18 protein-coding genes and 1 pseudogene are annotated in these 18,046 nt (G+C 63.7%); 4 read left to right on the top strand and 15 right to left on the bottom strand.

What is annotated here, in order from left to right:
- Nucleotide 1: 1 nt before the first annotated feature.
- From ACTDXD_RS11365 to ACTDXD_RS11325, 9 genes and pseudogenes are all read right to left on the bottom strand, one after another.
- Nucleotides 2–2,152, bottom strand: a complete 2,151-nt coding sequence (locus ACTDXD_RS11365) for a peptidase domain-containing ABC transporter (RefSeq protein WP_440127121.1) — start codon at nt 2,150–2,152, stop codon at nt 2–4.
- Nucleotides 2,149–3,255 (bottom strand): TIGR04500 family putative peptide maturation system protein, encoded by a 1,107-nt coding sequence (locus ACTDXD_RS11360; RefSeq protein ID WP_440127120.1) that lies wholly within the window; start codon nt 3,253–3,255, stop codon nt 2,149–2,151. Before ACTDXD_RS11360 ends, ACTDXD_RS11365 begins: the two co-directional genes overlap by 4 nt.
- Nucleotides 3,252–3,929 (bottom strand): hypothetical protein, encoded by a 678-nt coding sequence (locus tag ACTDXD_RS11355; RefSeq protein WP_440127833.1) that lies wholly within the window; start codon nt 3,927–3,929, stop codon nt 3,252–3,254. The genes ACTDXD_RS11360 and ACTDXD_RS11355 overlap by 4 nt, the downstream gene beginning before the upstream one ends.
- A 9-nt stretch (nt 3,930–3,938) precedes the next feature.
- Nucleotides 3,939–4,265: pseudogene (locus tag ACTDXD_RS11350) on the bottom strand (MvdC/MvdD family ATP grasp protein); the annotation flags it as partial.
- Nucleotides 4,266–4,371: 106 nt separating this feature from the next.
- The gene (locus ACTDXD_RS11345) at nt 4,372–4,539 is read right to left on the bottom strand and encodes a putative ATP-grasp target RiPP (RefSeq protein ID WP_440127119.1); all 168 of its coding nucleotides are present in this window, start codon (nt 4,537–4,539) and stop codon (nt 4,372–4,374) included.
- A gap of 670 nt (nt 4,540–5,209) precedes the next feature.
- Entirely contained in the window at nt 5,210–5,941 is a 732-nt protein-coding gene (locus tag ACTDXD_RS11340) for a Clp protease N-terminal domain-containing protein (RefSeq protein ID WP_440127118.1), read from the bottom strand.
- 65 nt (nt 5,942–6,006) lie between these two features.
- Nucleotides 6,007–6,843, bottom strand: a complete 837-nt coding sequence (locus tag ACTDXD_RS11335; protein WP_440127117.1) for an SDR family NAD(P)-dependent oxidoreductase — start codon at nt 6,841–6,843, stop codon at nt 6,007–6,009.
- A 1-nt stretch (nt 6,844) separates the two neighbouring features.
- Entirely contained in the window at nt 6,845–7,327 is a 483-nt protein-coding gene (locus ACTDXD_RS11330) for a nuclear transport factor 2 family protein (RefSeq protein ID WP_440127116.1), read from the bottom strand.
- A gap of 90 nt (nt 7,328–7,417) precedes the next feature.
- The gene (locus tag ACTDXD_RS11325) at nt 7,418–7,771 is read right to left on the bottom strand and encodes a Fe-S protein (protein WP_440127115.1); all 354 of its coding nucleotides are present in this window, start codon (nt 7,769–7,771) and stop codon (nt 7,418–7,420) included.
- Nucleotides 7,772–7,915: 144 nt separating this feature from the next.
- On the opposite strand from ACTDXD_RS11325, the gene ACTDXD_RS11320 reads away from it, so the two are divergent.
- Nucleotides 7,916–8,992, top strand: a complete 1,077-nt coding sequence (locus ACTDXD_RS11320; RefSeq protein WP_440127114.1) for an NAD-dependent epimerase/dehydratase family protein — start codon at nt 7,916–7,918, stop codon at nt 8,990–8,992.
- 459 nt (nt 8,993–9,451) lie between these two features.
- Here the strand turns inward: ACTDXD_RS11320 and ACTDXD_RS11315 are convergent, their stop codons facing one another.
- The 3 genes from ACTDXD_RS11315 to ACTDXD_RS11305 form a co-directional block, all read right to left on the bottom strand.
- A complete protein-coding gene (locus tag ACTDXD_RS11315; RefSeq protein ID WP_440127614.1) occupies nt 9,452–9,724 on the bottom strand; it encodes a GlsB/YeaQ/YmgE family stress response membrane protein in 273 nt (90 codons plus the stop codon).
- Nucleotides 9,725–9,913: 189 nt separating this feature from the next.
- Nucleotides 9,914–10,777 (bottom strand): RNA polymerase sigma-70 factor, encoded by an 864-nt coding sequence (locus tag ACTDXD_RS11310; protein ID WP_440127113.1) that lies wholly within the window; start codon nt 10,775–10,777, stop codon nt 9,914–9,916.
- Complete coding sequence (locus ACTDXD_RS11305) at nt 10,774–11,346, bottom strand: carboxymuconolactone decarboxylase family protein (protein WP_440127613.1); 573 nt, start codon at nt 11,344–11,346, stop codon at nt 10,774–10,776. Before ACTDXD_RS11305 ends, ACTDXD_RS11310 begins: the two co-directional genes overlap by 4 nt.
- Nucleotides 11,347–11,648: 302 nt before the next feature.
- On the opposite strand from ACTDXD_RS11305, the gene ACTDXD_RS11300 reads away from it, so the two are divergent.
- On the top strand, nt 11,649–12,041 hold the full coding sequence (locus ACTDXD_RS11300; protein ID WP_440127112.1) for a hypothetical protein: 393 nt from the start codon (nt 11,649–11,651) through the stop codon (nt 12,039–12,041).
- 30 nt (nt 12,042–12,071) lie between these two features.
- On the opposite strand, the gene ACTDXD_RS11295 is transcribed toward ACTDXD_RS11300, so the two are convergent.
- Both ACTDXD_RS11295 and ACTDXD_RS11290 read right to left on the bottom strand, forming a co-directional pair.
- Nucleotides 12,072–13,343: a hypothetical protein gene (locus tag ACTDXD_RS11295; RefSeq protein ID WP_440127111.1), complete on the bottom strand. Its 1,272-nt coding sequence runs from the start codon at nt 13,341–13,343 to the stop codon at nt 12,072–12,074.
- A gap of 48 nt (nt 13,344–13,391) precedes the next feature.
- Nucleotides 13,392–14,963, bottom strand: coding sequence for an MFS transporter (locus ACTDXD_RS11290; protein WP_440127110.1), 1,572 nt, complete (start codon nt 14,961–14,963; stop codon nt 13,392–13,394).
- 185 nt (nt 14,964–15,148) lie between these two features.
- Between ACTDXD_RS11290 and ACTDXD_RS11285 the strand changes: the two genes are divergently transcribed.
- Nucleotides 15,149–15,796, top strand: coding sequence for a PaaI family thioesterase (locus ACTDXD_RS11285; RefSeq protein WP_440127109.1), 648 nt, complete (start codon nt 15,149–15,151; stop codon nt 15,794–15,796).
- Between the two features lie 10 nt (nt 15,797–15,806).
- Here the strand turns inward: ACTDXD_RS11285 and ACTDXD_RS11280 are convergent, their stop codons facing one another.
- Entirely contained in the window at nt 15,807–16,448 is a 642-nt protein-coding gene (locus ACTDXD_RS11280) for a dihydrofolate reductase family protein (RefSeq protein ID WP_440127108.1), read from the bottom strand.
- A 193-nt stretch (nt 16,449–16,641) separates the two neighbouring features.
- Between ACTDXD_RS11280 and ACTDXD_RS11275 the strand changes: the two genes are divergently transcribed.
- Nucleotides 16,642–17,937 (top strand): hemolysin family protein, encoded by a 1,296-nt coding sequence (locus ACTDXD_RS11275; RefSeq protein WP_440127107.1) that lies wholly within the window; start codon nt 16,642–16,644, stop codon nt 17,935–17,937.
- Nucleotides 17,938–18,046 lie beyond the last annotated feature (109 nt).

The raw sequence follows: 18,046 nt of genomic DNA, 5'->3' as shown, positions 1-18,046 counted from the left end.
GTTACCGCGCTGATTCGGCACACAGACCTGCATAGATTCCCTGTTTCGCGAGCAACTGCGCGTGGCTGCCGCGTTCGACGATCCTGCCTGCCTCGAGCACCAAGATCAGGTCGGCGGTGCGCACCGTCGACAAACGATGAGCGATGACGATTCGGGTCTGGCGCAGCTGCCCGAGTCCGGTTACGACCGCAGCTTCGGTCATGGAATCCAAGGCACTCGTCGCCTCGTCGAACAACAACACGCGAGGCCGCGTCAAGAGTGCACGAGCTATCGCCACGCGCTGTTGCTGCCCACCGGAGAGACCACCGCCCTCGCGGAGAACCGTGTCGTAGCCCATCGGCAGCGCAGCAATCTCCTCGTGGATCTGTGCAAGAGAGGCCGCGTGCACGATATCCACGAACGGCGCTTCGGGATTGCCTGTAGCAATGTTGTCGGCGATGCTCCCGGTGAACAGTGCACTGCCCTGCGTCACCACGCCGAACTGTGCACGCAGTGACCGCGCCTCCAAGCACCGCGCGTCGAGACCGTCGTAGAGAACGGTGCCTTCCTCTGGGCCGTACAACCCGAGCAGTAGGCGCGCGAGCGTGCTCTTCCCCGAACCCGACCGCCCCACCAACGCAACTGTGGCACCCGCCGGAATATCGCACTCGATGCCGCGGAGTACCCACGGGGACCTCGGACCATAACGAAACCCGACACCCCGAAGCCGGATCGCTCCCGAAAGTTGCGGCGCCGTATTTACGTCGAGGCCTTCCTGTTCCACATCCGATTCGAGGATGTCCTGAAGGCGCCGTGCATATGCCGCGGCAGACTGCAGATACTGCACGAGTGTGAGCAACGACGTCACGCATCCGAGCGCCACCACTGCCATCCCGTTGACCGCAATCAGCTGACCGAGAGAAAGCCTGCCGCTCACCACATGAAACGCCCCGACAAACAGGAGCACCGCAGGCGCAACCGCACGCAAAGCCGCCTGTGCGGCGTCGACCAGCCCCGACACGAGCGAACTGCGGACCGACACGGCGAGAGCATGTTCGAACAATCGCTTCCACCGGGCAATCACCACAGCCTCGGTTCCGGACGCCTTCACCGTCTCGATCCCGCGGATGCTCTCGATGAGAGTGCCCTCCGCTTCGGCCGCCGTCGCAGCCTCACGTTGCAACAGGTCGACAACTCGTCGATGCACAACGCCGATCAGCAACGCCTGCACCACGGTCAGTGCCAGCAGTCCGACCCCGACGCTCGGTGCCCACCACATCACGATTGCGACATAGGTGAGGGCAAGTGGACCGTCGAGCAGAGCAGCTACAACCCTCTCGGTGAACAGATCACGAATTGTACTGATACCGCCGATGCGTTGAGCAACGTCGTTGGTACCCCGTCGCATGAAGTACGTGAACGGCAGTGCGAACAGTCGCTCGACCGAATATCCGGTGAGCACGGCATCGACCCGCCGGCGGATCCGAGCGATGACCACGGTACGCAGTGCCCCCAGAGCAAGGAGCACGAAGGCGATACCCGCCACCGCAACCGCAAGCATGCCCAAGAGCCCGAAATCGGACTCGGGAACGACCCTGTCGACGAACAATGCGGTGAGCAAAGGGACTATGACACCGACGATCTGCAGAATCACCGCCGCACTCAGGACCCCCGCAAACGATGCGCGGTTACCCCGCCACACGAGGTCGAGGAAGTCTCGCCGCCAGCGGGTATCGCGGTGCCGTACCTGCCGCGTCTTCGACGATATGTCGCCCGCACCGAACTCGAGCACAACACCCGAGTACCGCTCCGCGAAATCAGTGTGCGTCAGGCGCTGCCGTCCCCGACTCGGATCCACCACCGCCACGTATCGCGCCGTCGCACGGTCGACGACGACGAAGTGGTTGTGATCCCAATGCACCACGGCCGGCAACCTCGTGTGTCCGTCGGCGATCGACTCGGCGGGCCGGCCGAACGCACGCACGTCCAGCCCATAGTCGCGGGCAACCTGAACCAGCGTGAGTGCCGTCGTCCCGTCGCGCCCCACCGCAAGGTCGTCCGCCACGTCGTTGACCGGCATCGGTGCACCGTAGAAGTCGAGAATCATGGCCAGGCATGCTGCACCGCAGTCCGAGATCCCCGACTGGTGTCGCAACCGAACCCTCCGCGTCATGACGCCATGCCCGCCGTCACGCGATCGGTCTTCTCGGCCTCTCCCCAGAACCACTCGACACGCGCGGCGCGCCTGCGCTCGGCAAGCCACTCACCGAACAGTCGACGCTCGACGATGTGCAGTGCAGTTGCGTCGAGCCGGCTTCGATACACGGCGAGGACCTGCACAACTTCGCATTCGCCATCACCCGTCTCGGCAGCTATCACAGTCCCCGGCGCCGCAGCGAAAACCGAATTCGCGAGTTCGCCGTGGAGATCACTACGTTTGACGTCGCAGAATTCCGCCTGTCCGCGACCGTCGGCCACAGCAAGCCCCAGTTCGCCGGCGAAGTAGCGGATTGCGTCATCCGCATCGAAGGAATCAACATCCGCAACCCGTGCTGCGAACTCGCGTGCCTCTGCACGGCTGGGAAACACTGCGCGCGTGATACGCGCACGGTCGAGGGTCTCTCCATGCTCACGTAGCCACGCACACGCACGATCGCCGACCACGCGGCGACGAAGGATCGCAAGCTCGGCTTCGTGCCGGACGGTTCGTTCGAACATGTTCGGGCTCAGATGATTCTGTGCCATCCATGCCTCGGTAGCGTCGCGAGTGAGCAGACCTCGCGCCCGGCGGAACGCGTCGAGAGCTTCCTGCATCTGTGCGTCGGTCAACTCGACAGGGTCTTCCTCGAGCTCGATACGTATCACGCAAGCATCGATGAGTCCGGTGAGGAGGTCCGGACGGTCCCACATCCCGTCGAGATGCAGAATGGCGTCACCGACCGTGAGCGTCTCCCCGTCGACGGACAACAGGGTTGATTCACCGGCCCGCCGCGCCCCGCGAAGCGGCCACGGCACAGTCGAGGGCGGCGACCACGACACCGTTGTCACGTTTCCCTCCGTGTCGGTGATGAGCAGTGCGCTTTGAGACGACCCGTCGAAAGGCTCCACGTGCCGTATCAACCGAATCCGCAAATCACTGTTGCTCTCGCGCAGCAAACGGAGGGATTCCGACGAATCAGTGTGCCCAGCACTGTTCTCCAACAGGATCACGTCCAGAGCATCGGACACCACGCCCGGGTCGAATGAATGCCGCCGCTGCGGGATCGTGAGAGTCATCGAAGGGCTCCGTTCATCAAGGATCGTGAGGACCGGTCGCCGGTGGACAGCAGCAGATCTGCGACCGCGTCCGCGATCGGGGCGCCGGTCGCGGATTCGAGCCACAGCCATTGGCCGGCCGGATTGATTTCGAGAAAGACATAGCGCCCGTCGGGTGTCAGGATCAGATCCAAGGCGCCATAGTTCAAGTCCAGCTCGGTCACGAGCCGAATGCAGCGCTCGGCCGTCTCATCCGGCAGCGAGTGGAGTGCGTACATGCCCGGGGCGGCATCGTAGTTTCGCCAGTCCCGTCGAGCATGATTACTTCGCTGACTGCGTATTTCGACCGCGAACACGCGGTCACCGACGACGGTCACCCTCAGTTCCACATCCTTGGGCACATACGCCTGCGCAATGACAGGGCAGAATCTCACAGCGTCCGCTGCGGCGAGATCGAGGATGGTCGGGATCTCGGAATATCGGCCGGATACCTCTCCGTCCACTCCGATGCTGAGGCCATCCAACGGTTTCGTGATGACCTGCCCAGCATGACTACCCCAGAACTCCAGAAACTCCTCAGGATCAGTAGTGATGATTGTTGGAGGCAATTCGAACCCGAGGCGACCGGCGCGCGCGAGTTGCGCCGGCTTGCACGATGCCTCTCGGATGGCCCTCATCGTCCCTGGCACAGCCAAGCAGTCGAGGTTGTCCCACATATATCGCGAGAGAGCACGGATTTCCTCGCGGACGCAGTCACGAGCACCGGGATGGTCGATCTCCGGATGTGGTTCGGGCACATTGGGCCGCCGAAACCAGACGCTGCCGATGGCACCGAGATCAAGACGTCCTGCCGAGCCTATGAGGGTGCGTTCGATGAGTCCGGATCGGGAGTAAGAGACTGAAAGTACTGCGGTGACGGGGAAATCTCCCGGATCGATAACGGCGAAGTCTGCCCCGCGCTGGCACAACCGCTCTATGACAGCTTCTGCATGCACGTCGCCGGAACAGGTGAGGACAAGGACATCTGGCATTACGAAGACCTCCGGAGGCGGCCCGGGGCGCAGCATCACGCCCCGGGCTACGGATCGGCGCGATCTCCCCGGTGAGAGACGCACAGATGGGTCGACAACCCTTCAACTAGCCCTGGACGATGCGATCCGGGCCCTCTGGTTGGCATGTCTCCTGGTTGATGATGATCTCGCACCTTTCCTTGGTCTTCGCCTTGCCGCCCACGATCCGGGCTAGGTGTGACTCGTCCAGTTCGGCGCCGGTCGCGGAAATCGTGTCGATTGCGAACTTGCTCATTCGGCTCTCCTCGTGTGTTCCGTGCCGGACCTCCCGGCAGCACGGATATAGTCACGAGGGCCGCTGTGCAGACTCTGAGCAATGAATTAGCGCAGCAAATACACAGCCACCGAACACTGCTGCTGGACACAACTCGGCGAGGGACGCAACTGTGCGTCCCTCGCCGAGTCGAGTGACCGGCATTCCGGGCTCAGTGCAGGATTGGATCGTCCCCTCGGATAGGGCTATCGGGGGTGCAGCCGGTCCGCTCCCTGTCACCCCGGCTCTTGGGCAAGCCTCCGACAATCCGAGCAAGCCGTGATTCGTCCAGTTCCACGCCCTCCACCGGAATTGTGTCGATGACGAATGTGCGCATGTCAGATCTCCTCGCGTCGCGTGCGTGCCGGACGTTCCGGCACAGGGTCACGTTCGCGGAAGGCACTGTGCGGATTCTGAGCAGCTTCGTCTGTCAGAAGTCCTCGCCGTACGTGCAGGCGTTGGCATCGGTGTCTGTCGGGAAACCGAACGCGTCGGCGGACGTACCGGGCGCGGGAGGCGGGCAGGGTGGTGGTCGGGGTAGGGGTGGCAGGGGGCATCTCGACGGTCTCCTCGTTGCCGGAAGTGTCGTTACTGCATCCCGCGATGACCAGCACCGAAAGTGACACTCCTGCAATGAGGGTTGAGGTTCGTGCTATTTCTCCTGCTCGGCAATAATCGCGGCAAGCGCTTCGGCGACGTGCGCTTCTGCCTTCGACTTGTCGACACCGGCCGACGACAACGCTCCCGTGCCGTTCTCCAGTTCGAGGAGCGCCAGGAGAATGTGCTCGGTACCCACGTAGTTGTGGCCGAGCCGCAGGGCCTCGCGGAAAGTCAGTTCCAGAGCTTTTCGAGCGCGCGCGTCGTATGGAATCAGCTCGGGAACCTGGCCGGTCGTCTTCGCCGGAAGCGCAGCAAGAACGGTACGTCGCAGTTCGTCCTGCGCGACGCCCTGCGCGACCATCGCGCGGGCCGCAAGACCCTCTGGTTCCGCGAACAACCCGAGAACGAGGTGCTCGGGGGTGATCTCGTCATTGCCTGCGGCGCGTGCCTCGTTCATCGAGGCCATCACCACGTTCCTCGCGCGCGGAGTGAAGCGGTTGAATCCCTCGTTCGGGTCGAGATCGTTGTCGGCCTTGGAGACGAATCGCTTCTGGGCAGCCTGTTTGGAGACTCCCATGCGCCGACCGATCTCCGACCACGACGCACCGGAGCGTCGGGCCTGGTCGACGAAATGGCCGATGAGGTGGTCGGCGACCTCCCCGAGGTGTTCGGCGGCGAGCATGGCGTCCTGGAGTTGATCGAGGGCGTCGGGATGGACTTTTTTAATCGCCTCGATGAGGTCGTCGAGGCGAACCGGATGGGTGCTACGCGTTGGTTCAGTCATACGTCAACCATAGGTTGACGTATGACGAACGTCAACCATGGATTGACGCAATGTGCGCCAGTTGATCAGCCTCCGAAGACCGGGCCTCCCCCGAATACGCTCCGATGCGAATCCGGCTGGTTTCCTTCGATGTCCACAACGCCGTAATCCAACGCGACCTCGGCCGTGATCAGCGTGGATCCACTGCGTTCGTTCACCTTCGGATCGGCAGCCAACGCAGCGATGACCCGTCCGATGAACTCTGGGGTCTCGGCGTTGGCGAGTGGGAATCCCTGGAAGTTGTCGAGGCCGCGTGCCAGCATCGCTTCGTTCTTCACCAGTCCCGGCCACAACGACAATGCGGTCACGCCGGTGCCGCGCAGGTCGACGGCCATGTCGGCCACCATCTTGTCCAGACCCGCCTTCGACATCCCGTACAGCACTGAATGCAGGTACCCACGAGTGCCGAACGAGGAGATGTTGACGATCATGCCCCTTCCACGAGGCACCATGAGCTGGGCAGCCTCGACCGACGCGACGTAGTGGGCTCTCAGACCCACACCGATGAGGCTGTCCCAGTCGTCCACCGGCCGCTTCCAGAATGGATCACTGAAGCCGGCAAACCCTTTCGGGCTCGCCCATACGTTGTTCACCAGCAGGTCGAGACGGTCGCCCTGCTCGTCCGCGATCCGCGCAAACAGATCGTGGATCTGCTTGTCGTCCAGGTGATCGCACTGTACAGCGATACCGCTTCCGCCTCGTTCGGTGACCATCGCGGCGGTCCGGTCGAGCGGGCCATCCACGCCGACGGACCCGCGGGCCGTGACGTAGACCGTCCACCCGGCCGAACCGAGCGCACACGCAACGCCTCTACCCACGCTGCGGCTCGCTCCGGTAACGAGGGCAACCTTGCGCTCTGGCATGCTACTGAACCACTTTCACATCGTCTGTCAGGAGACGTTCGATCGACCACAGCACCTTGACGTGGCACCTGGCGACCTTCCATTCGCCGTTCTCGACCGCGTAGTCGTCGTCGTAGTCGAGGGCGGTGACCCGTTCGGTGCGGGCGTTCAGATCCACCTGCCGGAAACGCAGCGTCCACGCGCCGGTCGCGGTAGTCGGGCCGGTGAGCTGGATGCTGGGGTGCATGCCGTGGTGCATGTCGAGGATGACGTACCGATCATCGACGCGCTGCAGGGCGATTCTGGAGTAGATGTCGACCAGCCCGTCCGCGTCGTCGAAGCTACCGAGCGCAGGACCGTAGTAGATGTCGGCTCCCCGCTCGACGAAACACGCGCGCATGGCTTCAGGATCCTTGGCGTCGCACGCCCGGAAATATCGATGCTTGAGCATCTTGATCTGTTCGAGAGCTTCGAGGCGATCGAGGCGCTCTTCGACGGTCGGCATATCACTGTTCCTTCCGCGTGGATCCGATGCGCCGGACACTAACCGCGCGCGCCGATCGGGCATACGAAGGCTCCCGCTGGACAGGATCCGTCACCAGATGACGGCGATCCCGGCGTTGAGTATCGAAAGGACGCCGACGGCGTAGAACAGTGGACGCGGCGCAGGCTCGCCAGAGCGTCGCTGGCGGGCACTGCCCATGCCGATGACACCCCCGAGAATCACGAGGACCACGAGTTTGACGCCGAGCTTCGTGTAGTCGAGTTCGATTCCTGCAGGCCACGGCGCGGCCAATGCGAAGCCGGTGACGAGCGACAACAGTAGCCCGTAGTCCATCACGCGGGTCATACGGAATCGCCGGGCCACTGTTTCGGTGACCCATCCGCCGAATGTGACTGCGAAGCCGACGATATGAAGAAGTACAACAACGTCGCGAAGCAGATCCATTCGAATATCCTTGCATTATTGGTGGGTATGACTCGGCCAGAGCATCTTCGGCTGTGACATATACAGGACAGTCAAGACCTGCGGGGAGGGTAGTGGTTCATCAACACCACTGGTTGACGCAGGCCATCGCGGGTACCCGGAACCATGACCGAAGACCCGAAAGCCAACCTGCCGAACAAACACGTCGTGGTGACCGGCGCGACCGGGAATGTCGGCACCGCCGTCGTCCGAGCGCTCGGCACCGACCCGAGTGTGGGCTCGGTGCTCGGTGTCGCACGACGTGACACCGACTGGACTGCACCCAAAGCACAATTCGCGGCCGTCGACATCGCCGTGGACGATCTCGATTCGACATTGCACGGCGCCGACGCCCTCGTGCATCTCGCCTGGCTTTTCCAGCCGACGCACAAAGCGGAGGCGACGTGGTCCAACAACGTGCTCGGCACGATTCGAACGTTGACCGCGGCCGCAGCAGCGGGGGTATCGACCATCGTGGTCGCGTCGTCGGTGGGCGCCTACTCCCCGGGTCCACGGGATGATCGCAGGGTCGACGAGAGTTGGCCCACGCACGGGTGGCCCGGCGCAGCGTATCCACGAGAGAAAGCGTATCTGGAACGGTGGCTCGACGCTTTCGAGCTCGGCCACCCCGATATCAGAGTGGTGCGCATGCGGCCGGGTTTCATCTTCCAGCGCGGGTCCGCGTCGGCACAGCGGCGGATCTTTGCGGGACCCTTCGTGCCGGGCTCACTCCTGCGCACCATCCCTGTCGTCCCCGACATGCCCGGGCTACGCATGCAGATCGTCCACGCCGATGATGTCGCCGAGGCCTACCGACTCGCCGTCGTACGCCCCGTCCGCGGAGCGTTCAACATCGCTGCAGAAGATTCGGTCGACGCGCGCACTCTGGCCGATGTACTCAGCGCACGTGTCGTCGCTGTCCGCCCGGGACTCGTACGGTCGGCAGTCGCCGCCGCGTGGCACGCCCACATCGCGCCGGCCGAACCCGGATTGCTCGACACCGTACTGCGCCTGCCATTGATGGATTGTGCCCGCGCGCGTGCTGAACTCGGCTGGTCCCCGGCTCATGCGCCTGCTGACATCCTCGATGAGTTCGTCGAGGGGCTGCGCGCCGGTGCCGGACTTCCCACCCCGCCTCTGGCGCCCGACTCGCCGCGGGGCCGGATAAGGGAAATCGCCACGGGAGTGGGCGTCCGTCCCTGATCCACTTCGTTGCCGACACGCATCGGCCACAGCGGTCGAATCAACCGCTGTGGCCGATGATCGTGCAGATCGACACTCTCAGAGGAAAACCCTCCGATTCCCTCTAGCGGAGTGCGATTACTGCAGCGTTCCGAGTAGCTGTGCACTACCGCTGGAGAGCGTACCGAGAATGGCATCGAGGTTGTCGATTACTGCCTGCAGGATTTCGGTCATTCTTCCTCCTCGTGTAGATACGGACTCGGTCCGCATTCATTTCTTCTGCATCAGGGCCGTTTCCCATCTGCACACATCGCGTACCCAGACCGTTCGCCCAATCACCTACACGACAGAAAAAGGAGGGTGATCTATTTCACAGACAATACAAGTTTCATTCGTGTTGCCACGCAGGTGCGCACTCCGGACAAGAAAATCGCCGTGGTCGACATCGAGTCGGCCACGGCGAGTTTCAGGCAGCAGAGATCAACGACGAACGCCACGCCCCGTGACTGCCTTGACGAGGAACAGCAGAATAACCGCCCCGAGCAAGCACGTCAGGAAGCTGAAGATCAGTCCGCCACCCTCGACGTCGACTCCGAGCAGATTCAACAGGAAGCCGCCGAGCAGTCCACCGATGATGCCGACGACGATGTTGAGGAGAATGCCCTGTTGGGCGTCGGTGCCCATGAATTTGCTACCGATCCAGCCGGCCAGGCCGCCGATGATGATCCAGCCGATAATTCCGAGTCCGAGCATCGCTACAAGTCCCTTCTCGTGCATCAAGGCAAGCGATGTCCGGCACAGATCCACTCCGTGCCGGACATCGACAGCGTCCTCGCTGTATACCCATCGAAGAGCGGACTACACCTGTTTGCGCAGATTTTCGGGTACGCGGTGTTCGTGGAGCACGAAGCCCGCACAGGTCGTGAGTTGCCCGGCGACGTCTCACCGCCGCAACTCCACCGTCTCGTTCATGCGTCCCAGTTTGTGCGGATTGGCGATCCCGTAGATGTGGGTGATCCTGCCGTCGGCAACCACCACACTCACCACGACCGTGGCGCCGTTCGCAGTCAGGCGTGCACCCGCCATGCCGTTGATCCGAGTGGCAGCCACCTCGAAACCCCGAAGCTTCGGGTAGCGAACCAGCAGCGAGGCGAGCCGCCGCGCTCCGACGACCGGCTTCTTCGATGCCGGCGCCACTCCACCGCCGTCCGCAATCGCGACGACATCCGGGGCGAGGACCTCCATCAACGCCTGGATATCGCCCGTCGTGACTGCTGCCAGGAACTTCTCGACAATCACAGACTGCTCGCCCGGATCGACCTCCATCCGGGGTCGTCGCGCGGCGACATGTCTGCGGGCACGGTGAGCGATCTGCCGGACCGATACCGGCGTCTTCTCCACCGCAGCGGCGATCTCCTCGTACGGAGTATCGAAAACCTCACGCAATACGAAGACCGCACGTTCTGCCGGTGCGAGTGTCTCGAGCACGGTGAGCATCGCGATGGAGAGGCTGTCGGCCAGTTCGAGATCTTCCGCAACATCGGGGGTGGTCAGGACAGGCTCGGGCAGCCATTCTCCGATGTACTCCTCGCGTCGCCGCGCCGATGTCCGCAACTGGTTGAGCGACAGACGAGTGACGATCCGGACCAGGTAGGCGCGGGCGTCGCGTACCTCTGTCCTGTCCGCGGCATCCCATCGCAGCCATGCTTCCTGGACGACGTCCTCGGCGTCGGCTGCCGAACCGAGCATCTCGTACGCGACTGTGAAGAGCAGGCCGCGGTGGGCGACGAACGGATCGTCGGTCATGACTTCGACGCTACGGCGAGCGGCTCGAGAGCGCAGCTCGCCGCATATTCCTCCGAACTCACACCGAGCGCGATGTTGGAGCGCGTCGCGAAGTTCGAGAACGCGATGTGGGCCGTCAACTCGACCAGTGCGGCCGGACCGAGTGTATCGAGCAGGCGGGCCGACAATTCGTCGGTGACGGTCGGCGGGGTAGCGCTCATCGCCTCGGCGTACTCCATCACGTCACGTTCGAGTGGTGTGAACACCTCGGACTCACGCCACCGCGGTGTCTCACGCGCCTTCTTCTCGTCGAGACCCTTGTTGTGTGCCTCGAAATACCCGTAATCGAGACAGAATTCGCATCCGACGAACGCCGCCGCCGCCATGTTGGCGAGCGACTTCAGATTCTCGTCGCACCGGTCCCATCGCTTGATTCTGCGGCCGACACCGAGACTGAAGTTCATCACCTTTCGGTTGTGCCACAACACGGCTACACCGTCGGGTACGTTGCCGACCATGCGTCGCGATATGGCCTTGACGAGTCCGCCGTAGAGTCCGGTCATTTCCGCCGGCGGGATTCTGGTGGTCATCATTCCTCCGATCGAAGTGGTGTCGACATGAAGACACCGGAGATGCCTCGAATGTGACACGCAGTTCGAAATTCGAAGGCTCGATGACGTAGTGCATCGTCGGGGCACCGAATGTGCCCGGCCGGTGTAATGAATTCTGCATCGTGCACGATGTGGAGGGCATGAAAATTTCACATCGATTGACTTCAGCTGCAGCTGCCGGACTCCTTGGCACTGCAATGTTCGTTGCGGCACCGGGCGTGGCCAGTGCCGCCGACCCATGCATGCTCGGGTGGTCGAATGTGGGACCGCGATCCTGCGCTATGAACGATGTCGGGACAGCGCCGGTGTTGACGTTGGGAAATGGCATCTGCGCAGGCATATTGAGCGCGTCCGGCACCGCGTACGACGGTCCGCTGTACGAGTATTCGAACGCGCCCGGTTCCACTCACTCCGTGGAACTGCGCATCACACAGGGGTTCTCACCACTGGGTGAGTGGGCGCCGACATTCCTGGCCTGCGACGTCACTGCCATCATCGATTGGCGAAATTTCGATACCGGGCAGAGCGGTTCGGTGAGCCACTTCGTTCCCGCGCGCCACTCGAGCACCACTCCGATGGTCGTGCAGGTACATACGGGTCCGGGGCGGGTCCAACTCACTCTCCGGACCGACCGGCCGAACATCCCCGTGTCGACCGAAGTGATCGTGCCCTGACGCCTGCAATACCGGGCGCCGGGCCATCCATCACACAGTGTTGTCCCGGCCCGGCCTCCGGTACTGCAACCACGCCATAGCGGCACCGCACGCAATCACCGACGCCACCGACGCAGCGACCGTCATCACCGTCCACGTGCTCGGCACATCTTCCGGAAAGGCCTGATTCGCTTCGGTGAGCGGGGTGTATGCGGTCCATCCGAACTGGATCATCAACGGCAGCGCCATCACGGCCGGCAGCGTCAGCGACGTCGCAGTCACAGTTGCGGTGGAGGGCAGGGACGAGACGATCGTGTATGCGGCAGCACACGGTAGGACGAAGATCGTCGATACGAAATGCATGTTGTCCCATGGTGCCCGCTCGAAGATCGCCGTCGCCGCGACGAGCGCCAGCACTCCGATCCCGACAAGCGGCACCGGATAGCGGCGGCCGAGCCACACACCGAGAGCCACCAGTGCCGACGGGATCAACAGGATCGGCCACGCGCCCGGGGTCAGCTCCTCTGCTGCACGAGCCGAGACGAGCAGTGCAGCAGCGGCGAGAAGCAGCTTTCCGGAGCGGTTCCGCAAGCTCAGTGCCGCGATGATCACGATCGGCACGATCAGGATGCCCAGAATCCATCGCCCCTGCCCGAAGTCACTCGTCGGCGTGTACAGGGCACGGTCGAACGACCAGTACAAGATGATTGCGACGAAAGGGATTCCGACTCCGGCCACCAGCTCACGCGTGTCCCACGCCCGTGCGTCGTCGCCCGTATCGATACCGCCGATCACCGCTGTCACGATCGTGAAGACAGCGACGGCAATCGCCGAGGTCAACCACACGATATTCGCTGGTTGCTCACTCACCTCGACGTACGCGGCCCAGCCGGGGGACGCGGCCGCAAACCTTCGGTATTCGGCGATCGGCGACGCCGTCAACAGACCGGCGACCACAGCACCGGAAAGGACGCTCTGCCGAGACAGCAGTTGTGGTCCCCTGCATATCGTCAACAGGCCACCGAGAATCAGGCCCGCGCCGATCGTCGCGGGATAGGTGTCGTAACGCCATGCTCCGGGCAACGCGACGATCGCCACGAGCAGAGTCCCTGCGAGGACCGCGATTGCCACCTGGGAGCGGCCACGGCACACCGTTGCTACGAGTATCGCCACGATCGAGCCCGCCGCGACCGCTGCGACATCGGAATCGAACACCGCGTTCGAGCCGAAGTCGATGTAGGTGTCGACGCTGGGCTCACCCAGTACGACACCTGATGCAACACCCCCGGCGACGATGAGGACGTATCGCAAGGCAGAGACCATGCCGCCACCTTCGCCGAACTGCCGGTTCGGGCACCGACGACACGCCGTTCAGGCCTCACGCGCATCCTCTGCGGCGTAACTCGCCAGTAGCTCGCGCTCGGCGTCGCGCTTCGGGAATGCGAAGAACACAAGTACCGCACCGAGGAGGACGATGGCGATCGCTGCCGCGTATGCGCGTGTGTCGCCGTCGAGGAATGCTGCTCGGGCTGCGGCGATGATCTGCTGCGCGTACTGCGGATACCGTTCAGCGATGTTCGCCGCACCCGCGAACGATTTCTCCAGTGCGGCCTGCGTCGGTTCGCTGACCGACGACGCCTGCGGATTCGCGGCAATCGTGGCTGCGAACGATGCCGAATACCCCGCTGTGAGCAGCGCTCCGAGAATCGACTGCACGATGGCGCCACCGAGGTCGCGCTGGAGATCGGCTGTTCCGGAGGCCATGCCCGCGCGCGACACCGGCACCGAGCCCGTCAGCGAGTGGGATGCCGGTGTGCCTGCCAGGCCGACACCTGCGCCGAGGAACATGAAACCCAGGGCAACAACCCAGTAGCGGGCATCGGCGTCCCACATCATCAGAGCCACCACCAATCCGAGCACGATTGCGACGTATCCCAGCAGCAGCGTGAACCGAGCCCCGTGCGACTCGACGAGCTTCGCCGACTGCGGCGCCACCAGCACCATCACCAACGCAGCGGGCAGCGCGGCCGATCCCGCGGCGAGTGTCGAATACCCGAGGACGTTCTGCAGGTACTGCTGGCTGATGTACATCGTCCCCATCAGCGTGCCGAACACGATGATGCCCGCAACAGCCGCGACCCAGAAGGTCCGACGCCGCGCGATCCGCAGATCGAACAGCGGATTCCGCGCCCGCAGTTGACGGATCACGAAACCCACACCCGAGGCGACAGCGATCGCGAGCGCAGACACGGCGACGGTGGTCATTCCGTCCACCGGAGCAAAGTTGATACCGATGACGAGTGATCCGACCAGGACTACCGACACGATTCCGCCGAGGTGGTCGACGGGGTCCGTCGACTCGTTGACATGGCTCGGCACGATCGCGATCGTGAGGCCGAGCGCCACGAGTGCCAGCGGGATCGTCACGAGAAACACCGATCCCCAGAAGAAGCCTTCCAGCAGCGACCCGGCGACGAGCGGCCCGAGCGCGGTGAGACCACCGCCGATCGACGACCACAACGCGATTGCTCGGGTCCGGCCCGCTCCGGACCACAGCGCCGTGATCAGCGCCAACGTCGTCGGATAGGCGAGCCCAGCCGACACTCCCCCGATCACCCGGGCCAGAAACAGGATCCCCTCGTTCGGTGCAAGGCCGGCGACAAGCGACGCGGGCACCGACAGCGCCATGCCGAGGAGCAGCATGCTCTTGCGTCCGTAGCGGTCGCCGATGGCGCCGAGATAGAGGACGGACGCCGCCAATCCGAGCGAGTATCCGACCGCGATGAGGTTGAGACTGGTCTGAGTCGCATCGAAGGCTTTCCCGATATCGGGCAGTGCGACATTCGCAACGGCGAGGTTCAGGTTCGCGACCGCCGCGACGAGGATCAACGATGCCAGCACCAATGGTGCGCGAGTGGGACGGCCCTGGTCGGGTGTGGTCACAGAACAATGGTGCGCGCACCGTGCGGTTTCAGGTTGCGGTTCGCGCCAGTTCGGCACTCCGGACAACCGTCGCGGTCAGCGCGAATGCTTCCGCTCCCGATCAGCGGAAGTTGCCCGGCGACCGTTGCGGTCAGGACCTACCGTCGGTCCTCGTACAGCGCAGGGATTGTGGAGAAGGGGTGACCATGGCATCGACTGCCTCGGCAGAGACCAACGAAGGTGTCGCGACCTGCGCCCCACCCACAGGCCATGTGATCGAGGAGGTCGCGGACGCAACGCGACGTCTCATGGCGGCGGTGTTGCGCACTGGACGCGACAACCCACACCTCGCCCGCATCCGCGACACGCTGCACGAGATCGCGGACACGCTCGACGAGCACTCCCCCGACCTCGACACGCGATTGGTCGAAATGTGGAAGGGAAACGGACCGACGCGCCACAGTCCTGTCACCGGCGTCGACAATCCGATCGCACCGCCGCTGCAGTTCCGGGGATACGACGACGGATCGATCCGCGGCGAAACCACGCTCGACCTGCCGTACCAGGGGCCACCGGCAAAGGTGCACGGCGGTGTGTCTGCGCTCCTACTCGATCACGCTCTCGGTAACGCGAACGACTTCGCGGGCGAGCGTGGCATGACAGCGCAGCTCACGGTCCGGTACCACCGCGTGGCGCCATTGTTCGAACCGCTGACGGTCGCTGCCCGTCAGGTGTCGCGCGACGGCCAGAAAATCCATACGATCGGCGAGATCAGCACGTCCGACGGGGAGGTCTGTGTGTCGGCCGAAGGGCTTTTCATCGCCGGGTATCTCGCGCGCCCCCGCGCGGAGTGATTCGTCCGCATCATTTCCGCCAGAACACGTGGTGAGTGACACCGCTCGGACTGGGTACGACGTCCAGGTGGAACCTGTCGCGCAACTCGTCGGGTGATTCCCAGAGCCGGAGACCTCGTCCGTACTTCACGGGCGACACGGCTACATGCATGGTGTCGACCAGATCGGCGTCGAGGAACTCTTTGATCGTGGTGACGCCACCGCCGAGGCGCACATCCTTCCCTTGTGCGGCCTCGCGTGCCTGCTCGAGGACGGTTGCCGGGTCGCTGTTCACGAAGTGGAACGTGGTGTCGCCGAGCGTGAACGACGGGCGCACATGATGGGTCATGACGAACACCGGCGTGTGGAACGGAGGCTCGTCGCCCCACCATCCGAGCCATTCGTGGTCGGTCCAGGGGCCACGTTGCGGACCGAACTTGTTGCGGCCCATTATCTCGGCCCCGATGTTGTGCGTGAAGTCGCGTGTGAAGTAGTCGTCGAGACCGCGGCTTCCACCGGGGTCCGTGCGGTTGGGCCAGCTCGCTGTGGCGCCGGCCCACGCGAACATGTCACCGTGGTCGAGGCCGAACGGATTCTCGAAACTCTGGTTCTCGCCCGCAGCGATACCGTCGCTGGACACGCCGAAATTCTGAACTCTCAGCAGCTGGCTCACCGTGATCTCCGTCTTCTCTTCCGATAGTCGTGACAGGTGAGACCTCCGGCGTCCGAAAAACTCATCGCACTACTGCGTCGAACGCGGCCCCCTGAACCGTGATTTTCCTACACTGGGACCACCGGCAAGGAGAGACGGACATGGACGACGCACCCGGACCTGCCTACTTCCGCCCCGGCCGGAAGCGGTCTGCATGACCTCCAACATCGCCGCAAACTTTGCCTTGGTTCTGATATTCGTGCTGATCGGCGGCGTATTCGCTGCCACCGAAATCGCGTTGGTGTCGCTGCGCGAGAGCCAGCTGCGTGAGTTGGCCCGGCGCGGCGGACGCGGCGAGCGCACCGCCGCCCTCGCTCGCGACCCCAACCGGTTCCTCGCCGCAGTTCAGATCGGTGTCACCGTCGCAGGCTTCTTCTCGGCTGCCTATGGCGCCTCCACTCTCGCTCCCGATCTCGCCCCGGCCTTGCAGCACTGGGGGCTGTCCGACACCGCGGCGAACGCCGTTGCCCTGATCGGTACCACCTTGGTCATCTCCTACCTGTCGCTGGTGCTGGGCGAACTGGTTCCCAAGCGCATCGCCCTGCAACGCGCCACCGGAACGGCACTGGCCGCTGCCCCCACCCTTGATCGATTCGCGACCGTGATGCGTCCGGTCATCTGGTTGCTGTCGGTGTCCACCGACGCCTTGGTGCGCGTGCTCGGCGGCGATCCGTCCCGCAAGAACGAGGACGTCACCCGCGAAGAACTCCGCGAACTCCTGGTCGGGCACGAAGCACTGCCCGAAGACGAACGCAGTGTGCTCCGGGAGGTCTTCGACGTGGGGTCACGCCGGTTGACCGAGGTGATGCGTCCACGTACCGACGTGGACTTCCTCTCTGCCCGCACCCCGATCCTCGAGGCCCGCAATTTCGCCCTGGACAAGGCGCACAGTCGTTTTCCTGTCACTGCCGACACGGTCGACGATGTGATCGGCTTCGTTCACATGCGTGATCTCATGCTCGCCGACGCGGACACGCACTCCGGTACCGTCGGTGACCTCTGCCGGCCGATCCTGGCTTTGCCCGGCTCCATACCGGCCTTGGCAGCGTTGACGATGATGCGGCGCGACAATGCTCAGCTCACACTTGTCGTCGACGAGTACGGCGGCACCGCGGGAATCGTCACTATCGAGGACATCGTCGAAGAGATCGTCGGTGAGATCGGCGACGAATTCGACCCCACCGACGACCCGGATTCGGCCGAAGCTCCTGCTCGGCAACCACCGTTGCATCAGGAAATCGACGGCCAGCTGCACATCGACGACTTCGCCCGCGATACCGCAATCACCCTGCCCGATGGGCCCTACGAGACCGTGGCCGGTTTCGTTCTGGATCGCCTGCAACACCTTCCCCGCCTCGGGGAGAGCCTCACTGTCGACGGCCACCGTCTGACCGTCAGCGAACTCGACGGCCGCAGGGTCGTCCGCTTGCACCTGACTCGGCGCCACTGACGAAGCGCCGGATGCGTTCGGTCGACCCGCGAGAGCACGGTGCGTGGTGCATCATGGCTGCATATCGATCCTCGGGCTCCTCGCGTGCCCGCCGGCACCAGCGAGAGGA

It is taken from the genome of Rhodococcus sp. SJ-3 (genome assembly GCF_051918125.1).
GTDB lineage: Bacteria > Actinomycetota > Actinomycetes > Mycobacteriales > Mycobacteriaceae > Rhodococcus.
The sequence above is the reverse complement of the archived record's forward strand: the minus strand, read 5'-3'. Positions and strand labels throughout refer to the sequence as shown.